The 16,146-nt window shown below is 70.6% G+C and carries 17 protein-coding genes; 6 read left to right on the top strand and 11 right to left on the bottom strand.

The window, feature by feature from the left end; all coding sequences use genetic code 11:
* Positions 1-88 precede the first annotated feature (88 nt).
* From AB7E03_RS14120 to AB7E03_RS14110, 3 genes are all read left to right on the top strand, one after another.
* Positions 89-919: an ATP-binding cassette domain-containing protein gene (locus AB7E03_RS14120; RefSeq protein ID WP_441783999.1), complete on the top strand. Its 831-nt coding sequence runs from the start codon at positions 89-91 to the stop codon at positions 917-919.
* Entirely contained in the window at positions 916-2,184 is a 1,269-nt protein-coding gene (locus tag AB7E03_RS14115; RefSeq protein ID WP_441783056.1) for a sugar ABC transporter permease, read from the top strand. The genes AB7E03_RS14120 and AB7E03_RS14115 overlap by 4 nt, the downstream gene beginning before the upstream one ends.
* A gap of 68 nt (positions 2,185-2,252) precedes the next feature.
* Positions 2,253-2,489, top strand: coding sequence for a hypothetical protein (locus tag AB7E03_RS14110; RefSeq protein ID WP_481299283.1), 237 nt, complete (start codon positions 2,253-2,255; stop codon positions 2,487-2,489).
* Positions 2,490-2,590: 101 nt separating this feature from the next.
* Here AB7E03_RS14110 and hemL read toward each other — a convergent pair whose 3' ends face one another.
* The 11 genes from hemL to hemE all read right to left on the bottom strand — a co-directional run bounded on the left by hemL (position 2,591) and on the right by hemE (position 12,585).
* Positions 2,591-3,901, bottom strand: coding sequence for a glutamate-1-semialdehyde 2,1-aminomutase (gene hemL, locus AB7E03_RS14105; RefSeq protein ID WP_489941986.1), 1,311 nt, complete (start codon positions 3,899-3,901; stop codon positions 2,591-2,593).
* Positions 3,898-4,824 carry a porphobilinogen synthase gene (gene hemB / locus AB7E03_RS14100; protein WP_489942918.1) on the bottom strand — a complete coding sequence of 309 codons (927 nt, stop codon included), beginning with the start codon at positions 4,822-4,824 and terminating at the stop codon, positions 3,898-3,900. The genes hemL and hemB overlap by 4 nt, the downstream gene beginning before the upstream one ends.
* 145 nt (positions 4,825-4,969) lie before the next feature.
* Positions 4,970-5,815 carry a uroporphyrinogen-III synthase gene (locus AB7E03_RS14095; protein ID WP_489941985.1) on the bottom strand — a complete coding sequence of 282 codons (846 nt, stop codon included), beginning with the start codon at positions 5,813-5,815 and terminating at the stop codon, positions 4,970-4,972.
* Positions 5,812-6,813, bottom strand: coding sequence for a hydroxymethylbilane synthase (hemC, locus tag AB7E03_RS14090; protein WP_489941984.1), 1,002 nt, complete (start codon positions 6,811-6,813; stop codon positions 5,812-5,814). Before hemC ends, AB7E03_RS14095 begins: the two co-directional genes overlap by 4 nt.
* Complete coding sequence (locus tag AB7E03_RS14085) at positions 6,810-8,006, bottom strand: ferrochelatase (protein ID WP_489941983.1); 1,197 nt, start codon at positions 8,004-8,006, stop codon at positions 6,810-6,812. Before AB7E03_RS14085 ends, hemC begins: the two co-directional genes overlap by 4 nt.
* Positions 8,003-8,734 carry a hydrogen peroxide-dependent heme synthase gene (gene hemQ / locus AB7E03_RS14080; RefSeq protein WP_441783050.1) on the bottom strand — a complete coding sequence of 244 codons (732 nt, stop codon included), beginning with the start codon at positions 8,732-8,734 and terminating at the stop codon, positions 8,003-8,005. Before hemQ ends, AB7E03_RS14085 begins: the two co-directional genes overlap by 4 nt.
* Before the next feature lie 49 nt (positions 8,735-8,783).
* Positions 8,784-8,999, bottom strand: a complete 216-nt coding sequence (locus tag AB7E03_RS14075; RefSeq protein ID WP_441783049.1) for a DUF3618 domain-containing protein — start codon at positions 8,997-8,999, stop codon at positions 8,784-8,786.
* Positions 8,989-9,429, bottom strand: a complete 441-nt coding sequence (locus AB7E03_RS14070; RefSeq protein WP_489941982.1) for a phage holin family protein — start codon at positions 9,427-9,429, stop codon at positions 8,989-8,991. Before AB7E03_RS14070 ends, AB7E03_RS14075 begins: the two co-directional genes overlap by 11 nt.
* A 37-nt stretch (positions 9,430-9,466) precedes the next feature.
* Positions 9,467-9,787 carry a hypothetical protein gene (locus AB7E03_RS14065; RefSeq protein ID WP_441783047.1) on the bottom strand — a complete coding sequence of 107 codons (321 nt, stop codon included), beginning with the start codon at positions 9,785-9,787 and terminating at the stop codon, positions 9,467-9,469.
* A gap of 18 nt (positions 9,788-9,805) precedes the next feature.
* Positions 9,806-11,434: a protoporphyrinogen oxidase gene (gene hemG / locus AB7E03_RS14060; protein ID WP_489941981.1), complete on the bottom strand. Its 1,629-nt coding sequence runs from the start codon at positions 11,432-11,434 to the stop codon at positions 9,806-9,808.
* Complete coding sequence (gene hemE / locus AB7E03_RS14055) at positions 11,431-12,585, bottom strand: uroporphyrinogen decarboxylase (protein WP_489941980.1); 1,155 nt, start codon at positions 12,583-12,585, stop codon at positions 11,431-11,433. The genes hemG and hemE overlap by 4 nt, the downstream gene beginning before the upstream one ends.
* Before the next feature lie 99 nt (positions 12,586-12,684).
* On the opposite strand from hemE, the gene AB7E03_RS14050 reads away from it, so the two are divergent.
* From AB7E03_RS14050 to AB7E03_RS14040, 3 genes are all read left to right on the top strand, one after another.
* Positions 12,685-13,989, top strand: coding sequence for a glutamyl-tRNA reductase (locus AB7E03_RS14050; protein ID WP_489941979.1), 1,305 nt, complete (start codon positions 12,685-12,687; stop codon positions 13,987-13,989).
* Between the two features lie 28 nt (positions 13,990-14,017).
* On the top strand, positions 14,018-14,644 hold the full coding sequence (locus tag AB7E03_RS14045) for a GNAT family N-acetyltransferase (RefSeq protein ID WP_489941978.1): 627 nt from the start codon (positions 14,018-14,020) through the stop codon (positions 14,642-14,644).
* A gap of 77 nt (positions 14,645-14,721) precedes the next feature.
* Positions 14,722-16,110, top strand: a complete 1,389-nt coding sequence (locus AB7E03_RS14040; protein ID WP_441783042.1) for a glycine--tRNA ligase — start codon at positions 14,722-14,724, stop codon at positions 16,108-16,110.
* Positions 16,111-16,146: the final 36 nt, after the last annotated feature.

Here is a 16,146-nt window from a genome sequence, read left to right as displayed (position 1 = left end):
CGGAGCGAGCATCCCGGGCCGGGTGGTTCCGCTCTACCCTGAGAACAGGAAGCATGCTGCGCACAGCTCGAAGGAGAACGCCGTGACCATGGAATCCGCGATCGTGGACGAAGAGCGGTCGGCCCGCCGCCCCGTCCTCTCCCTGCGGGGGGTCTCGAAAGGGTTCGGCGCCGTCCAAGCGCTCACCGACATCCACCTCGACGTCTACCCCGGCGAGGTCGTCGCCCTCGTCGGCGACAACGGCGCGGGCAAGTCGACCCTCGTCAAGATCCTCGCGGGCGTCCACCCGCAGGACGCGGGGACGATCGAGTTCGACGGCCAGGAGGTCGGCATCCCGTCTCCCGCCGCGTCGCGGGAACTCGGCATCGCGACCGTGTTCCAGGACCTCGCGCTCTGCGACAACCTCGACGTCGTCTCGAACCTCTTCCTCGGCCGCGAGATCAGCAAGGGAACGCTCGACGAGGAGGAGATGGAGAAGCGCTCCTGGAGCCTGCTGCGGCAGCTGTCGGCGCGCATCCCCTCGGTCCGCATCGCCGTCGCGTCGCTCTCGGGCGGCCAGCGGCAGACCGTCGCGATCGCCCGCTCCCTCATCGGCGACCCGCGCGTCGTCATCCTCGACGAGCCGACGGCCGCCCTCGGCGTCGCCCAGACCGCTGAGGTGCTCAACCTCATCGAGCGACTGCGTGAGCGCGGGCTCGGCGTCCTCCTGATCAGCCACAACATGGCCGACGTGCAGGCGGTCGCGGATCGCGTTGCGGTGCTCCGCCTGGGGCGCAACAACGGCGACTTCCGGGTACCCGAGGTCAGCTACGAAGAGATCATCTCCGCCATCACCGGCGCGACCGACAACGTCGTCGTGCGGCGCGCCGAACGCCTCATCGAGGTCGAAGAATCCATCGAACGGAGCCCGGAAGAATGAGCAAGGCAACACCGTCCGCGGCAACGGAGACGCCGGCGGAACTGGCGGCGGACCTCCAGGACGAGCGTCTCATCCGCGACGAGGGACTCGGCGGTGCCGTGCGCGCTTTCGGGCGCCGCGTCCGCGGCGGCGACCTCGGATCCCTCCCGGTCGTCATCGGCCTGGTCGTGATCTGGGTCGTGTTCCAGATCCTCAACCCGAACTTCCTGAGCGCCAACAACCTGGTGAACCTCACCCTGCAGTGCGCGGCCATCGGGACGATCTCGATCGGCATCGTACTGGTGCTGCTGCTCGGCCAGATCGACCTGTCGGTCGGCTCGGTCAGCGGTGTCGCGGCGGCCATCCTCGGCGTCGGCTTCACCCAGCTGCACTGGCCGCTGTGGCTCACCGTGATCGTCGCGATCCTCGCCGGATCGGCGATCGGACTCTTGTACGGCTTCCTCTTCACCCGGTTCGGAGTCCCGAGCTTCGTGATCACACTGGCCGGCCTCCTCGGTTTCCTCGGCCTGCAGCTGTGGATCCTCGGAGCCAACAGCTCGATCAACATCCCCTACGACTCGTGGATCGTGAAGTTCGCGCAGCAGTGGTTCCTCCCGCCGTGGGCGGCGTACGCGCTGGCGATCATTGCCGCGGGCGGGATGTTCCTCTCCGACTGGCGACGGAACCTGCGCCGCCGGAACGCCGGCCTGTCCGAAGGCTCGATGACCATCGTCGCGGTCAAAGCGGCGCTGCTGCTCATCGGGCTGGCCATCAGCGTGTGGTACCTCTCCACCGACCGCGGCACGGGCGCGATGTTCCTGTTCTTCGTCGTACTGGTGATCGTGATGAACTTCCTGCTCACCCGAACCCGCTGGGGCCGCTCGGTCTTCGCCGTCGGCGGATCGGTCGAGGCGGCGCGGCGAGCGGGCATCCACGTCAACCGGGTCTTCTTCAGCGTCTTCATCCTGTGCTCCACGTTCGCAGCGGTCGGCGGTCTGCTCGCCGCGGCGCGCCTCGCGTCGGTGGGCGCGGGCTCCGGCGGCACGGACACGAACCTGAACGCGATCGCGGCAGCGGTCATCGGCGGCACGAGCCTCTTCGGCGGACGCGGTTCGGCGTGGTCGGCGCTGCTCGGGATCCTGGTGATCCAGTCGATCTCGAACGGTCTGACGCTGCTCAACCTGGACTCGTCGTACCGCTTCATGATCACGGGGGCGGTGCTGCTGCTCGCGGTGATCATCGACTCGCTGTCGCGGAGGTCGCGCGCCTCGCACGGGCAAGCGTAGGCGGCCTCCTGTCGGCGGCATCCCGTCGGCGGCATCCCGTCGGGAGGCGGGCGTGGGAGAGTGGAGGGATGACCCGGACCACCACCTTCCGCGCCCGCCTTCTGCGTTCGGGGGCGGAGCCGCAGACGGTGACCGTGCGGTCGTCGTCCGACGCGCCGCCGCGCACGCTGCGCCGCGCGGCGGGCGGGGGCGGGACGCTCAACTTCGACGTCTACGCGCTGCTGGACGCGGACGGCTGGCCCGCCTCGGCGACGTACACGTTCGTGGAGTCGCTCTCGCGGGAGCCCGCAGCGCCCGACGCCTGACCGCGTCCGTGCCCGCGTCCGTGCACGTGCCCGTGCCGCGAGGTGCTCGCAGGTGCGGTCGTCGACGGCGTGTCGGCGACAACTGCGAGCACCTCGGCGGTTTACGGAGCGGGAGCCGGGGCGGCGGCCGCGGCACGGGCAGCCGCGGGGAGGGCGTCCAGGATGCGCGCCACAGCCGCGTCGTCGTGAGCCGCGGTCACGAACCACGCCTCGAAGACGCTCGGCGGCAGCGAGACGCCCTGGTCGAGCATCGCGTGGAAGAACGCCCGGTACCGGTACGCCTCCTGACGCTGCACCTCGGCGTACGTCCGCGGGGCGCGGTCGAACGGACCGAAGACGAAGCTGAACAGGTTGCCCGCGCGCTGAACGTGGTGCGCCACGCCCTCCGATGCCAGCGCATCCGAAACCGCGGACGACACGGTCTCGGCGACGGTGTCGAGGCGGTCGTAAACGGCCTCATCCGCGAGCGCGAGGGTCGCAAGCCCCGCGGCGACGGCGACCGGGTTACCAGAGAGGGTGCCCGCTTGGTAGACGGGGCCGGCGGGCGCGAGGAAGTCCATCAGCTCCGCCCGACCGCCGAGCGCAGCCAGCGGCATCCCGCCGCCGACGACCTTGCCGAAGGTGACCAGGTCAGGTGTGTAGCCGCGGTCGAGTCCCCAGAATCCGGCCTCGCTCACGCGGAAGCCGGTCAGGACCTCGTCGAGGATGAGCAGCGCCCCGAACTCGTGCGCGAGGTCGGTGAGGGCCGCGTTGAAGCCCTCGTCCGGCGGCACCACGCCCATGTTCGCGGCGGCCGCCTCCGTGATGACGGCAGCGATGTCCGGACCCTGCGCCTCGAAGACCGCGCGCACCGCATCCAGGTCGTTGTACGGCAGCACGATGGTCTGCGCCGCCGTCGCCTCGGTGACGCCCGCAGAACCCGGCAGCGCCAAAGTTGCGAGCCCCGACCCGGCCTCGGCGAGCAGGCTGTCCGAGTGCCCGTGATAGTGGCCGGCGAACTTGATCAGCAGCGGGCGTCCGGTGAACCCGCGGGCGAGACGGATCGCGCTCATCGTCGCCTCCGTGCCGGTGGACACCAGCCGCAGCTTCTCGATGAACGGGACGCGGCCGATCACGGCCTCCGCAAGCTCGGTCTCGGCGGGAGTCGACGCACCGAACGACAGGCCGCGCGCGGCCGCCTGCTGCACCGCATCCACCACAGCAGGATGCGCGTGGCCGAGGATCGCCGGCCCCCACGACGCGACCAGGTCGACGTACTCGCGTCCGTCCGCGTCGGTCACGTACGGGCCGCGGGCCGACACGATGAACCGCGGCGTACCGCCCACCGAACGGAACGCGCGCACCGGCGAGTTCACCCCGCCTGGGATGACGCGCTGCGCCCGCTCGAACTGCTCCAGATTCGCGTCGTTCATCGCAGCCACCCCGCCACTTCGGTCGCCCAGTAGGTCATGATCGCGTCGGCGCCGGCACGGCGGGCGCCGATCAGCGTCTCCTCGATGATGCGGTTGCGGTCGATCCAGCCGTTCGCGGCCGCGGCCTCCACCATCGCGTACTCGCCCGACACCTGGTACGCCCAGACCGGTACGTCGCTGATTTCGGCGACGTCGCTCAGCACATCCAGGTAGCTCAGCGCCGGCTTCACCATGAGGATGTCGGCGCCCTCCTCGAGGTCGAGGCGGGCCTCCCGCAGCCCCTCGCGGCGGTTGGCCGGATCCTGCTGGTAGGCGCGACGATCGCCGGAGAGCTGGGAGTCGACCGCCTCCCGGAAGGGCCCGTAGAAGCCGGACGCGTACTTGGCCGCGTAGGCGAGGATCACGACGTCGATGTGCCCGGCGTCGTCGAGCGCCTCGCGCACAGCGGCGACCTGGCCGTCCATCATCCCGCTGAGGCCGAGCAGCTGGGAGCCCGCCTCGGCCTGGGCGACGGCCATGTCGCAGTAACGGATCAGGGTCGCGTCGTTGTCGACGTGCCCGCGCGCATCCAGGACACCGCAGTGCCCGTGATCGGTGAACTCGTCGAGGCACAGGTCGGTCTGAACGACCAGCGCGTCGCCCACCTCGTCGGCGAGCACCCGCGTCGCCACGTTGAGGATGCCGTCCGGATCCGTTGCCGCCGAGCCCACCGCATCCCGCGTCTCGGGGACGCCGAACAGCATCAGGCCGCCGACGCCGGCCTCCGCCGCCTCGTTCGCCACGCGCTTCAGCGAGTCGAGGCTGTGCTGGGAGACGCCCGGCATGGAACCGATCGGCACCGGCTCGCTGGCGCCCTCACGCACGAACAGCGGAAGGATCAGCTCGGAGGGATGGAGGCGGGTCTCAGCGGTCAGCCGGCGCATCGCAGGCGACTGCCGCAGCCGCCGGGGTCGGATGACGGGATGCAGTTCACTCACTCACACGAGCCTACGCCTGTCCCGCTGGGCACTTTCTCAGCCAACAGCTCCTGAGTCTTTCGGGATCAGCGGCCGGGAAAGGCCGAAAAAGTCAGGAGTTGTCGGGCTGGTAGCCGGCGTCGCGGTCGTCGGCACGGTCCGCGTACTCGTCGACGGGGCGGCGGGACTGGGCGACCTGGACGACGGCGTCGATGAGGGAGGCGGCGGTACGCTCGGCGGCGACCACATCCACTCGGAGGCCGAAGGAGCGGGCATCACGGGCGGTCTGCGGACCGATCGCCGCGATCAGGGTCGACTCCGGCACGGGGCCGAGCTGCTGCTGCACCTGCTCGGCGACAGAACCGCTGGTGACGAGGATGGCGTGCACCAGACCGTCGCGGACGTCGGTGACGACGTTCTCGGGCACGGCGACGCCGACCGTGCGGTACGCGACGACCGATTCGACCTCATGGCCGATCCGGCGCAGGCCCTCTGTGAGCAGGGGCTTCGCGATCTCCGAACGGAGGGTGAGGATGCGCAGCGGAAAGGCGCCCTGGGTGGCGGCCTCCCACTCGGCGAGCAGACCGCGCGCCGAGTTGTCCTCCGACGGCACCAGATCGACGTGGTACCCGGCGGCCGCGAGCGCCGCAGCTGTCGTCTCGCCCACGGCGGCGACCCTCGTCGTCGGCGGAACCATGGCCCGCTGGGCGCTCAGCACATCGACCGTCGTGGCGCTGGTGACGGTCATCCAGTCGAACTCGCCGTTCGCCAGCCGCGCCAGGGCGGTCTCGAGCGCCGGGGCGTCGGCCGTCGGCGCGAAGTTGATCATGGCCGCGACGACCGGCGACGCGCCCTTCGCACGGAGGTCGGCGGCCACCGAATCGCCCCACGGACCGCCGCGCGGCACGAGGACGCGCCAGCCGGCCAGGGGCTTGGGGATCGGAGACGTGTTCGTCATCGGCCGCTCCCCAGCGGCGCCAGGTCGGCCGCGCCGGCGTCGAGCAGCTCGGTCACCACACGGGCGCCCACATCGTGCGCGGCCTCCTCGAGGTGCGCTGCGCTCAGCGAGTCGGGGGTGGCGGCGTGGGATGCGGTGAGCCGCTCGGTCCCGTCGGGCCGGTACACCGAGGCGGTCAGGAACAGCAGTCCGTCGTCGACGAGAGCGGTGGCGCCGATCGGAGCAGCGCATCCCGCCTCCAGTCCCGCGAGCACATGGCGCTCGGCGACGACCGACGCGTGCGTGGTCACGTGATCGACAGCGGCGAGAGCACGCGCGATCGGTCCGCGTCCATTTTCGTCGCCCGCCCGGACCTCCAGCGCGAGAGCGCCCTGACCGGGAGCGGTCGGCATGGTCGAGAGAGGGAAGTAGTCGGTGACGGCATCGAGCCGTCCCAGGCGGGTAAGGCCCGCAGCCGCGAGGACCACCGCATCCAACTCGCCCTCGGCCACCATGCGCAGGCGCGTGTCGACGTTGCCGCGCAGGTCGACGACGTCGAGGTCCGGTCGCTGCGACTTCAGCTGAGCGACGCGGCGGGGTGAACCGGTGCCCACGCGGGCACCCTCCGGCAGCGTCTCCAGAGTGAGCCCGTCGCGTGCCGCGAGGGTGTCACGAGCGTCCGCTCGCTTCGGGATCGCGCCGATCACCAGGCCGGGCGCAGGGGCGGTCGGGAGGTCCTTGAGCGAGTGGACGACCAGGTCGACGTCTCCAGCGAGGAGCGCGTCCCGCAGCGCCGTCGCGAACACGCCGGTTCCGCCGAGCTGAGCAAGCGACTCCCGCGAGGTGTCGCCAGCGGTGGTCACCGTGACGAGTTCGACATCGAGGCCGGTCGCGCGGGCGATCGACTCGGCGACTGCGGTCGTCTGAGCCACGGCCAGCGCACTGCCGCGGGTCCCGACGCGCAGGACGCCCTCGCGACGCGCGGCGTCGCCGTCGACTCTCGTCACGGTCCCGGTCACGGCGCGAGCCCCGCAGCCGCCGGCTTGAACCCGAGGCGGACGTTCTCGCAGCATCCCGGACGGCAGACGTCGTACCAGGGCCCGAGCGAGGTGACGGCCGGGCGTTCCGAGACGGGGACGCCGTCGCGGCGCTCCAGCACCAGGTCGACCAGGCCCTTCACGTACGCTGCGTGCGTGCCGGGGGTGGGCACCCGGACGGCGACGAGACCGTGCTCGTCGCTGGTCTCCATGGCCTCGTTGTCGAGATCCCAGAGCACCTCCATGTGGTCGCTCACGAATCCGAGAGGGACGATGACGACGGCCTTGACGCCGAGCGCCGGCAGCTCGGCGATGCGGTCGTTGATGTCGGGCTCGAGCCACGGCATCGACGGCGGGCCGGAGCGGGACTGGTAGACCAGATCCCACTCGACGGTTCCGCCGGTGGCGGCGTGCGAGACGACCTCCGCGACCGCGAGATGCTGGGCGGCGTAGGCGCCGCCTTCACCGAAGCCGCGCTCAGCCGGCCCGGATTTCGCCGCGTCGGTGGACGGGATGGAGTGCGTCGAATACAGGATGCGCACCTCGGTGGCCGGGTCGAGCCCCGGCAGCTTCCGCTGCAGCTCGTCGATGGCGTTCCGCACGCCCTCGATGAACGGCTCGACGAACCCGGGGTGGTCGAAGAACTGGCGCACCTTGTCGATCTGGATGCGGTCACCCAGGCCCGTCGCCTCCAGCGCACCGGCGAAGTCCTCGCGGTACTGGCGGCAGCTCGAATACGAGGAGTACGCGCTGGTGGCAATCGCGATCAGCTTGCTGAAGCCGCGCTCGTCGGCCTCGCGGAGCGCGTCGGCCAGGTACGGGTCCCAGTTACGGTTGCCCCACAGCACCGGCAGGTCGATGCCGCGCTCGGCGAGCTCCGCCTCCAGCGCCGCCTTGAGCTCGCGGTTCTGGTCGTTGATGGGGCTGACGCCGCCGAAGTGGCGGTAGTGGTGCGCCACTTCTTCCAGGCGCTCTTCGGGGATGCCGCGACCACGCGTGACATTGCGGAGGAACGGGATGACGTCGTCCTGGCCCTCCGGTCCGCCGAAGCCGGCCAGGAGGATCGCGTCGTAGGCGACCGGCTCTGTGACGTGCTCGGGACCGGATGCGGCGGCGGGCGTCGCGAAGAGCACGCGCCGGGTCGCCTGGACGTCCGTGGCCTGGGCCTCGGTCACTGGAGTACCTCCACGACCTCGGCGGGCTGCACCCGGCGACCGGTGAAGAACGGGACCTCTTCGCGGACGTGGCGGCGCGCCTCCGTGTATCGCAGCTCGCGCATCATGTCGACGAGGTCGGTCAGTTCGTCGGCCTCCAGCGGCAGGATCCACTCGTAGTCGCCCAGGGCGAAGGAGGCCACGGTATTGGCCAGCACGTTGCGGAAAGCGGCGCCCTTGCGGCCGTGCTCGGCCAGCATCTTCGAGCGGTCCTCGTCTGGCAGCAGGTACCACTCGTAGCTGCGGACGAAGGGGTAGACGCACAGCCAGTCCCTGGGCTCCTTTCCCCGCAGGAAGCCAGGGACGTGCGCCTTGTTGAACTCGGCGTCGCGGTGGACGCCCATGGCGTTCCACGTGGGCAGCAGCGCCTTGAACAGGCGGGTGCGGCGGAGCTGGCGGAGGCCCCACTGCAGGGTCTCGGCCTCAGGGCCGTGCAGCCAGATCATCACGTCGGCGTCGGCGCGGAGTCCGGAGACGTCGTACAGGCCGCGCGTGGTGACCTGCTGCAGTTCGAGGTCGGCGATGACGCCCTCGAGCTCGGACACGGCCGTCGGCACATCGGTGCCGTCGAGGTCGTCAGGCCGGGCCGGGTCGCGGCGCAGCACAGCCCAGAGGGTGAAGCCGGTCGGGGTGTCGCTGGGGGTGTCGGGGGAGGTCGACTCTGCCGGAACGGCAGCCGGGGTACTCATACCCACAGTCTCCCTCTGAAACCTGAGAAGGCCAAAAACGCGCGACCGCTCACCGGCGGATCAGGCGCACGATGCCCCACACGGTTCCGGCGACCGTGACCGCGACGCCCACCGCGATACCGGCGAGCGCGATCGGATTCTCTTTCCGGAGGCGCTCGATGCTCTCGGAAGCGCGCTTGGGCACATTCAGCTTGTACTCGATCGCCTCCACGGTGGCGGCGAGTTCGGAGCGCGCCCGGTCGACGTCGCTGCGGTCAGTTGTCATACTTCCCCAGTCCTTTCAGCGCGTCGGCGTCTTCTTTGATGCTGTCGATCGACTGCGACGGCGCGACGCCATCCATCTTCTTGAACGACCGGATGCCGATCAGCGCCAGCACGACGGCGATCACGACCAGCGCACCGAACACGATGAGCGCGGCGGCCCAGGCGGGCAACGCCACGGCGATGCCCAGAATGGCGGCAGCGATGAGCGCCGCGAAGGCGAAGAAGAGGAGGAATGCGGCGCCGGCGAGCAGCCCTATGCCGACACCGGCATACTTGGCCTTCTCGGCGAACTCGGCCTTGAGGTGGTTCAGTTCTGCCTTCAGCAGGTCGACGACCAGCCGCGGCAGATCGGAGACCAGCTGCGCGAGGGATCTGGACCGGGCGCGCTCAGCGCGGGCCCGTTCGCCCGGGGTCGGTTCACTGTCGGTCATCGGCGTCTCCCCTCGTCGTCTCCGCACAGTACTCCCGTCAGGACGATGTGGCCCTGCCGGAGTCGTCGGCACGGAGGGCAGCCTCCGCCGCGGGCGACGGATAGGGGGCGCGCGATTCACGGCGGCGACGGTTCGCCTGCACCACGGCCTTCTTCACCGTGATGTACGCCGTCTCGGGAAATTCGCCCACCTTCTCGGCGACGAAGTCCTCGACCGCGTGCACCTGCTTCTGCACGGTCGGCGACTGCCAAGCCTTGGCGGCCGTGGCCTTCAGCTGCTCGTATCGCTCACGGCCGGCTCGAGCGCCGAGCACGTAGCCCACCGCTGCTCCGGCGACGAAGAGGAGTTTGCCGCGCATACCGTCTCCTGTCTCTGGTCAGTCGTCCGCGTGAAGTGCGTCCGTCAGGGCCTTCCAGCGCAGGCCTCGCACGCGCTCGGCCGTGCGGCGCGCGTCCGGGATCACGGAGGCGAAGCCCGTACCGGTCAGCCAAGACCCGGTGACCTCGAGACCCTCGACGCCGTCGACCTCGGTGCGAACCAGCTGGATGCGGTCCCGCTGCCCCACTGTCGCATACGGGAGGGCGTTCGTCCAGGGGGTCCGCGCGAATGCCGACACAGCGGATTCCTGGATCGGAATATTCAGCAGACGGGATGCGTCAGCCACCGCCTGCGCCCGCAGTGCTGCGTCGTCCATGGCGAGGGTCTCGGCCGGTCGACCCGCCCTGCCGTAGGAGAGGCGGACCACGTGGCGGCCTGCCCCGGCCGCCTCGGCGACCCACGCCCACTTGGCGCTCGCGTGCGTCATTGCCTTCGCCCGAACGTCCGCCCCCGGCACATCGGCCACGAGGACACCCGTGCCGACCGGTGTCGTGGACAGGCGGTCGTCGTCGATGACGAGCGTCACCAGTTCGACGCTGGACGCGGCCGGCCAGTCGAGCGCGGGGAGCTTGGCGAGTGCCGGACCGAGCGAGGCGAGGAGCGGCAGAGCTTCGTCGGCCGGAGCGGCGAGCACGATCGCGTCCGCCGGGATCTCGTCGCCGGCGGCCGTGCGGACCACCCAGCGAGCGGGCTCCGGCTGATCCGGTTCGGCCGGGTGGCCGGCCGCTTCCGGATCGAGCGCCTCCGCCAGCACCGCTTCGACGACCGCCTCGGCCGTCTCCTCCTCCGATGGCGCGATCCAGCGCTCGACTGCCTCGACCGACGTCCCGGTGCGGACCACGCCGCCGCGTGCCTCGATGTCCGCGGCGAGCGCCTCGGGCAGCCGCCACATCCCGCCGCGGATGCCACCCACCGCACTTCCCGCCTTCGCTGCCGATCGCAGCTCTCCGACCGCGCCCGAGAGCGACCCCAGGCGGGTCAGCGCCGCGTTGAGGCCGGGGGCGACCACCTCGATGTCCAGTTCGTCGGGTGAGGCGGAGTAGACGCCGGTCGTCACCGGCGCCACGAGCAGGTCGAGGACCTTGCGCCCCATCCGCTTGCGCACCAGCGTGCCGAGGCGCCGCTCCTGCCCGATCTTCAGCACCGGCATGAGCCGGTCGAGGTAAGCGCGCGCGGCACCGCCCCAGCCGATCGCCGCCACCACATCCTTCGCCAGCGGCGAGCTGGGGATGCCCAGCAGCCCGGCTTTCGGAAGGGGCACCGACCGGGAGCCGTGCCGCACCCAGGCGCCGGACGGGTTCGGCTGCACCACGTCGTCGTCGAGCTCCAGGTCGTGGATCAGCTCGGCGACGTGGCCACCTCGGGTGGCGAAGCTCTCCGCGCCGGCGTCGAGCGTCAGCCCGGCGAGCGGGAGTGGCGCGACGCTGCCGCCGACGCGGTCGGCCGCCTCCAGAAGGGTCACCTGGAAGCCGGGCCGGGCGCACTCGCGCGCGACCACGAGTCCGGCCATTCCACCGCCGATGACGACGATGCGGGTCGGCGGGGCCTCGACCGCGTGACGGATCTCGTCGCCGATCGGATCGGCACCGCTCTCGGTCTCGCCGCCGGCGACGCGGTCGTCGCTCATTCCGGACGCCACCCGTGCACCAGTTCGACGACGCGCGTCAGCACCGCGGGGTCGGTCTCCGGCGGGACGCCGTGGCCGAGGTTGAGCACGTGCGCCGGCGCCTCGCGACCGCGGTCGAGCACGTCCCGAACGTGCGCTTCCAGCACCGGCCATGGGGCGTCGAGCATCGCGGGGTCGACGTTGCCCTGCACCGGCACCACGTGCCCGAGGCGACGGCTGGCCTCGTCGAGCGGGATGCGGTAGTCGACCCCGACCGCGTCGGCGCCGACCTCGTGCATCGCCTTGAGCAGTTCGCCCGTCCCGACGCCGAAGTGCACCAGCGGCACGTTGCGCACGACGGCGTCGATGGCCGGTTCGATGTCTTCCGCCGACGCGATCTCGGCCTGAGGAAGCTCGTAGTCCACGTCGCGGACGTGCTCCAGCGCGCGTGCCGACGCGGGAGCGACCAGCGCGGCATAGTCGTGCAGGGAGAGGGAGCCGGCCCACGAATCGAACAACTGCGCGGCGCTCGCGCCCGCCAACACCTGGGCGCGCAGGAAGGCACCTGAGATGTCGGCGGTCCACTCCATCAGTCGCGACCAGGCCTCGGGGTCGGCGTGCATGAGCGTCCGGGCGCGGATGTGATCCTTCGACGGGCCGCCCTCGACGAGGTACGCTGCGAGGGTGAACGGTGCGCCCGCGAAGCCGATCAGCGGAGTAGCGCCGAGCTCTGCGACGGTCAGCCGCACCGCCTCCTGGATCGGCGCGAAGACGTCGTCGCCGAGAGAAGCCGGATCGATGGCGGTCAGCCGCGCGACGTCCTCCGCCGTGCGAACCGCCTGTGCGAACACCGGGCCCTTGCCGGGGACGATCTCCACGTCGACTCCCGCCAGCTTCAGCGGCACGACGATGTCGCTGAAGAAGATGCCCGCGTCCACCCCGTGCCGACGGACCGGCTGCAGCGTGATCTCGCTCGCCATCGCCGGGTCGAGGCACGCATCCAGCATCCGGGTGCCGACGCGCAGCTCGCGGTACTCGGGAAGCGATCGCCCCGCCTGGCGCATGAACCAGACCGGCGTCACCTCCTGCCGCTCACCCTGATACGCCCGGACGAGTGGGCTGGACGAGGTTCGGCCGGCGGAGAGCGGATGGTCGGAGGCGAGGGTGGTCACGTTCCGATTCTGCCAGGGCGGCGACTGGTGAAAGCCTGGGCTGTGGAGAACCTGGGGGCCGATTCGAGGTTGGTCCGGCGCGAGCGTAGGCTTTCCTCCGTGCTTCTGTGCTTCTCGTCGAGTCACCGGACGGCTGACTTCGACCTCCTGGAACGGCTCGAGCGTCACGCTCCGGCCATCACCGCCGCACTCTCGGAGCACAGCGACATCGTCTCGGGCTCGGTGGTCCTCGCGACCTGCAACCGATTCGAGGCCTACCTCGACATCGACGAGCCGCTCCCGGCCGCCCGCGCCGTCTCCGCTGCGGCCGTCCTGGATGCGGTGAGCTCGGCATCCGGCATCGACCCGGATGTGCTCCGCGACGCCAGCTCCGTCTACAGCGATCACGCCGTCGCCGAGCACCTGTTCGCGGTGACGAGCGGACTCGAGTCCGTCGTCGTCGGCGAGGGCGAGATCGCCGGCCAGGTGCGGCGCGCCCTCGACTCCGCGCGGAGTACCGGCTCGGTCACCAGCGAGCTGGAGCGCCTGTTCCAGGTCGCCTCGCGCACCTCCCGCGGGGTCAAGAACCGCACGGGGATCATGTCGGCCGGCCGTTCGATGGTCCGACTCGCCCTCGACCTCGCCGAGAGCCGTGTCAGCGACTGGGCGCAGACCCGCGTGCTGCTGGTCGGCACGGGCAAGTACGCCGGCGCCAGCCTCGCCGCCCTCCGCGACCGCGGTGTGACGGAGGTGCGGGTGTACTCCCCCTCCGGACGTGCGCCGAAGTTCGCCGCATCCCACGACATCGCCGCTGTCCCCGCCGACGGGCTGCTCGACGCGCTCGCCGAGAGCGACCTCGTGGTCACCTGCTCAGCCGTCACCGACTACGTGCTGACGCGCCCGATCATGGCCGAAGCCCTCACCCTCTCTGGCGCGCTCGAGCGCCGCCTGGTCATCGACCTGGGCCTCCCCCGGAACGTCGACCCGCAGGCGGCCGAACTTCCCGGCGTCGAGCTACTCGACCTCGAAACCATCAGCATCCACGCGCCGCTGGAAGAACTGCAGGCCGCCGACGACGCGCGCAGCATCGTGGATGAGGCCGCCGCCGAGTACCGTGCCCGCACGGCCGAGCAGGAGGTCACTCCCGCTCTCGTCGCCCTGCGGAAGCACGTCTTCGACATCCTCGACGCCGAGATCGAGCGGGCGCGCGGCCGCGGCGACAGCAGCGAGCAGACGGAGGCGGCCCTCCGCCACCTTGCGGGCGTGCTGCTGCACACGCCGTCCGTCCGTGCGCGGGAGCTCGCCCGCGAGGGCGACGCCCAGACCTTCATCGCCGGAGCCGCCGCCGTCTTCGGCATCGAGGTGGATGCCGCGAGCGCCCGCCCCGCCCTCTCCGCCGTGGACGACGAGTCCGCGGCGTCCTGACCGACAGCCCGACAGCGTAAGGATCGACGTGAGCGACGAAGCCACCACGACCACCACCGTCCCGCCTCACGGAGCGAGCGGCCTCCCCTATGCCGCCGAGCAGTTGCGCACCGAGCGCCTGCTGCTCCGCCCGCTGAACACCGGCGACCTGGAAGACGTCCACTCCTACCAGAAGCTCAAGGACGTCGTCCGCTACCTCTACTGGGAGGTGCACGACCACGACGAGTCCGCCGAGCACCTGCGCAAGCGCATCGCGATGAGCCGACTCGCCGAGAACGGCGACGGCATCGTCTTCGCCGTAGAGCTGTTCGACCCGGAGGGCGGCCCGGGCCGAGTGATCGGCGACATCAGCCTGTTCCTCAAGAACGCGACGTGGGGCAAGTTCGAGATGGGCTGGGTGTTCCACCCGGCGGTGCACGGCCGCGGCTACGCGACCGAGGCGGCCCAGCGGGTCCTCGAACTGTGCTTCGACACCCTCGGCGCGCACCGCGTCTTCGCCCAGCTGGACGCCCGAAACGACGCCTCCGCGCGGCTGTGCGAGCGGCTCGGGATGCGCCAGGAGGCGCTCCTGCGCGAGACGGAGATCTTCAAGGGCGAGTGGTCGGACACCGCCGTGTACGCCATCCTCGAGCAGGAGTTCCGCGCCGGAGAGTGACCGCGCGGCGGCGGCAGGCGCATCCTCAGTAGGATGGACGGGTCCCCCACACCCGCCCGCACCGCACAGGGAGCACCATGGCCGCACCGTCGAGACTGGAATCCGTCATCACGCTGGCTCAGCACCGTGGATTCGTCTTCCCCTCCGGCGAGATCTACGGCGGCACCCGATCGGCGTGGGATTACGGCCCCCTCGGTGTGGAGCTGAAGGAGAACATCAAGCGCGAGTGGTGGAACGCGTTCGTGCGCGGCCGCGGCGACATGGTCGGCCTCGACTCCGCCATCATCCTGCCCACCGCCGTGTGGGAGGCGTCCGGTCACGTCCAGGTGTTCAGCGACCCGCTCACCGAGTCGCTCATCACCCACAAGCGCTACCGCGCCGACCACCTCTTCGAGGCGTACCAGGCCGAGCACGGCCACCCGCCGGCGAACGGCCTCGACGACATCCCTGACCCCGACCACCCGGACAAGGTCGGCCAGTGGACGCCGATCCGGCAGTTCTCGGGCCTCATGAAGACCTACCTCGGCGTCGTCGACGACGAGTCGGGCCTGCACTACATGCGCCCGGAGACCGCCCAGGGCATCTTCACCGACTTCGCCTCGGTGCTGCAGACCTCGCGGAAGAAGCCGCCGTTCGGCATCGGCCAGATCGGCAAGGCGTTCCGCAACGAGATCACGCCGGGCAACTTCATCTTCCGCACCCGCGAGTTCGAGCAGATGGAGATCGAGTACTTCGTCGAGCCGGGAACGGACGAGGAGTGGTTCGACACCTGGATCGACCTCGCCTGGGACTGGTTCACCGACCTCGGCATCGACCCGCAGAACATCCGCCGGTTCGAGCACCCGAAGGACGCGCTGGCGCACTACTCGAAGCGGACGATCGACATCGAGTACCGCTTCGACTTCGTGGGCAGCGAGTGGGGCGAGCTGATGGGTGTCGCGAACCGCACCGACTTCGATCTGAAGACGCACATCGAGCACTCCGGCAAAGACCTGAGCTACTTCGACCAGAACAAGAACGAGCGCTACGTGCCGTTCGTCATCGAGCCGTCCTTCGGTCTGACGCGCGCACTCATGGCATTCCTGGTGGATGCGTACGACGAGGAGCAGGTGCCGAACGCCAAGGGCGGCACCGACAAGCGCACCGTGCTGCATCTCGACCCGCGGCTCGCGCCGGTCAAGGTGGCGGTGCTCCCGCTATCGCGCAACGAGGCGCTGTCGCCCCTGGCCCGCGGGCTGGCCGACCGGCTCCGGAAGCGCCGCAACGTCGACTTCGACGACTCCGGTGCGATCGGTCGCCGCTACCGTCGCCAGGACGAGATCGGCACCCCGCTGGCGGTCACGGTCGACTTCGACTCGCTCGAGGACGACGCCGTGACGGTTCGCGACCGCGACTCGATGCAGCAGGAGCGCATCCCGCTCGAAGGACTCGACCGCTACCTGGCGGAGCGTCTGCGGGAGATCTGAGGCACCCGGACCCGGTCCCACCGTGACGGAGGCCCG

The organism is Leifsonia sp. RCC_180 (genome assembly GCF_058138205.1).
This window is presented reverse-complemented; position numbering and strand designations above follow the sequence as displayed.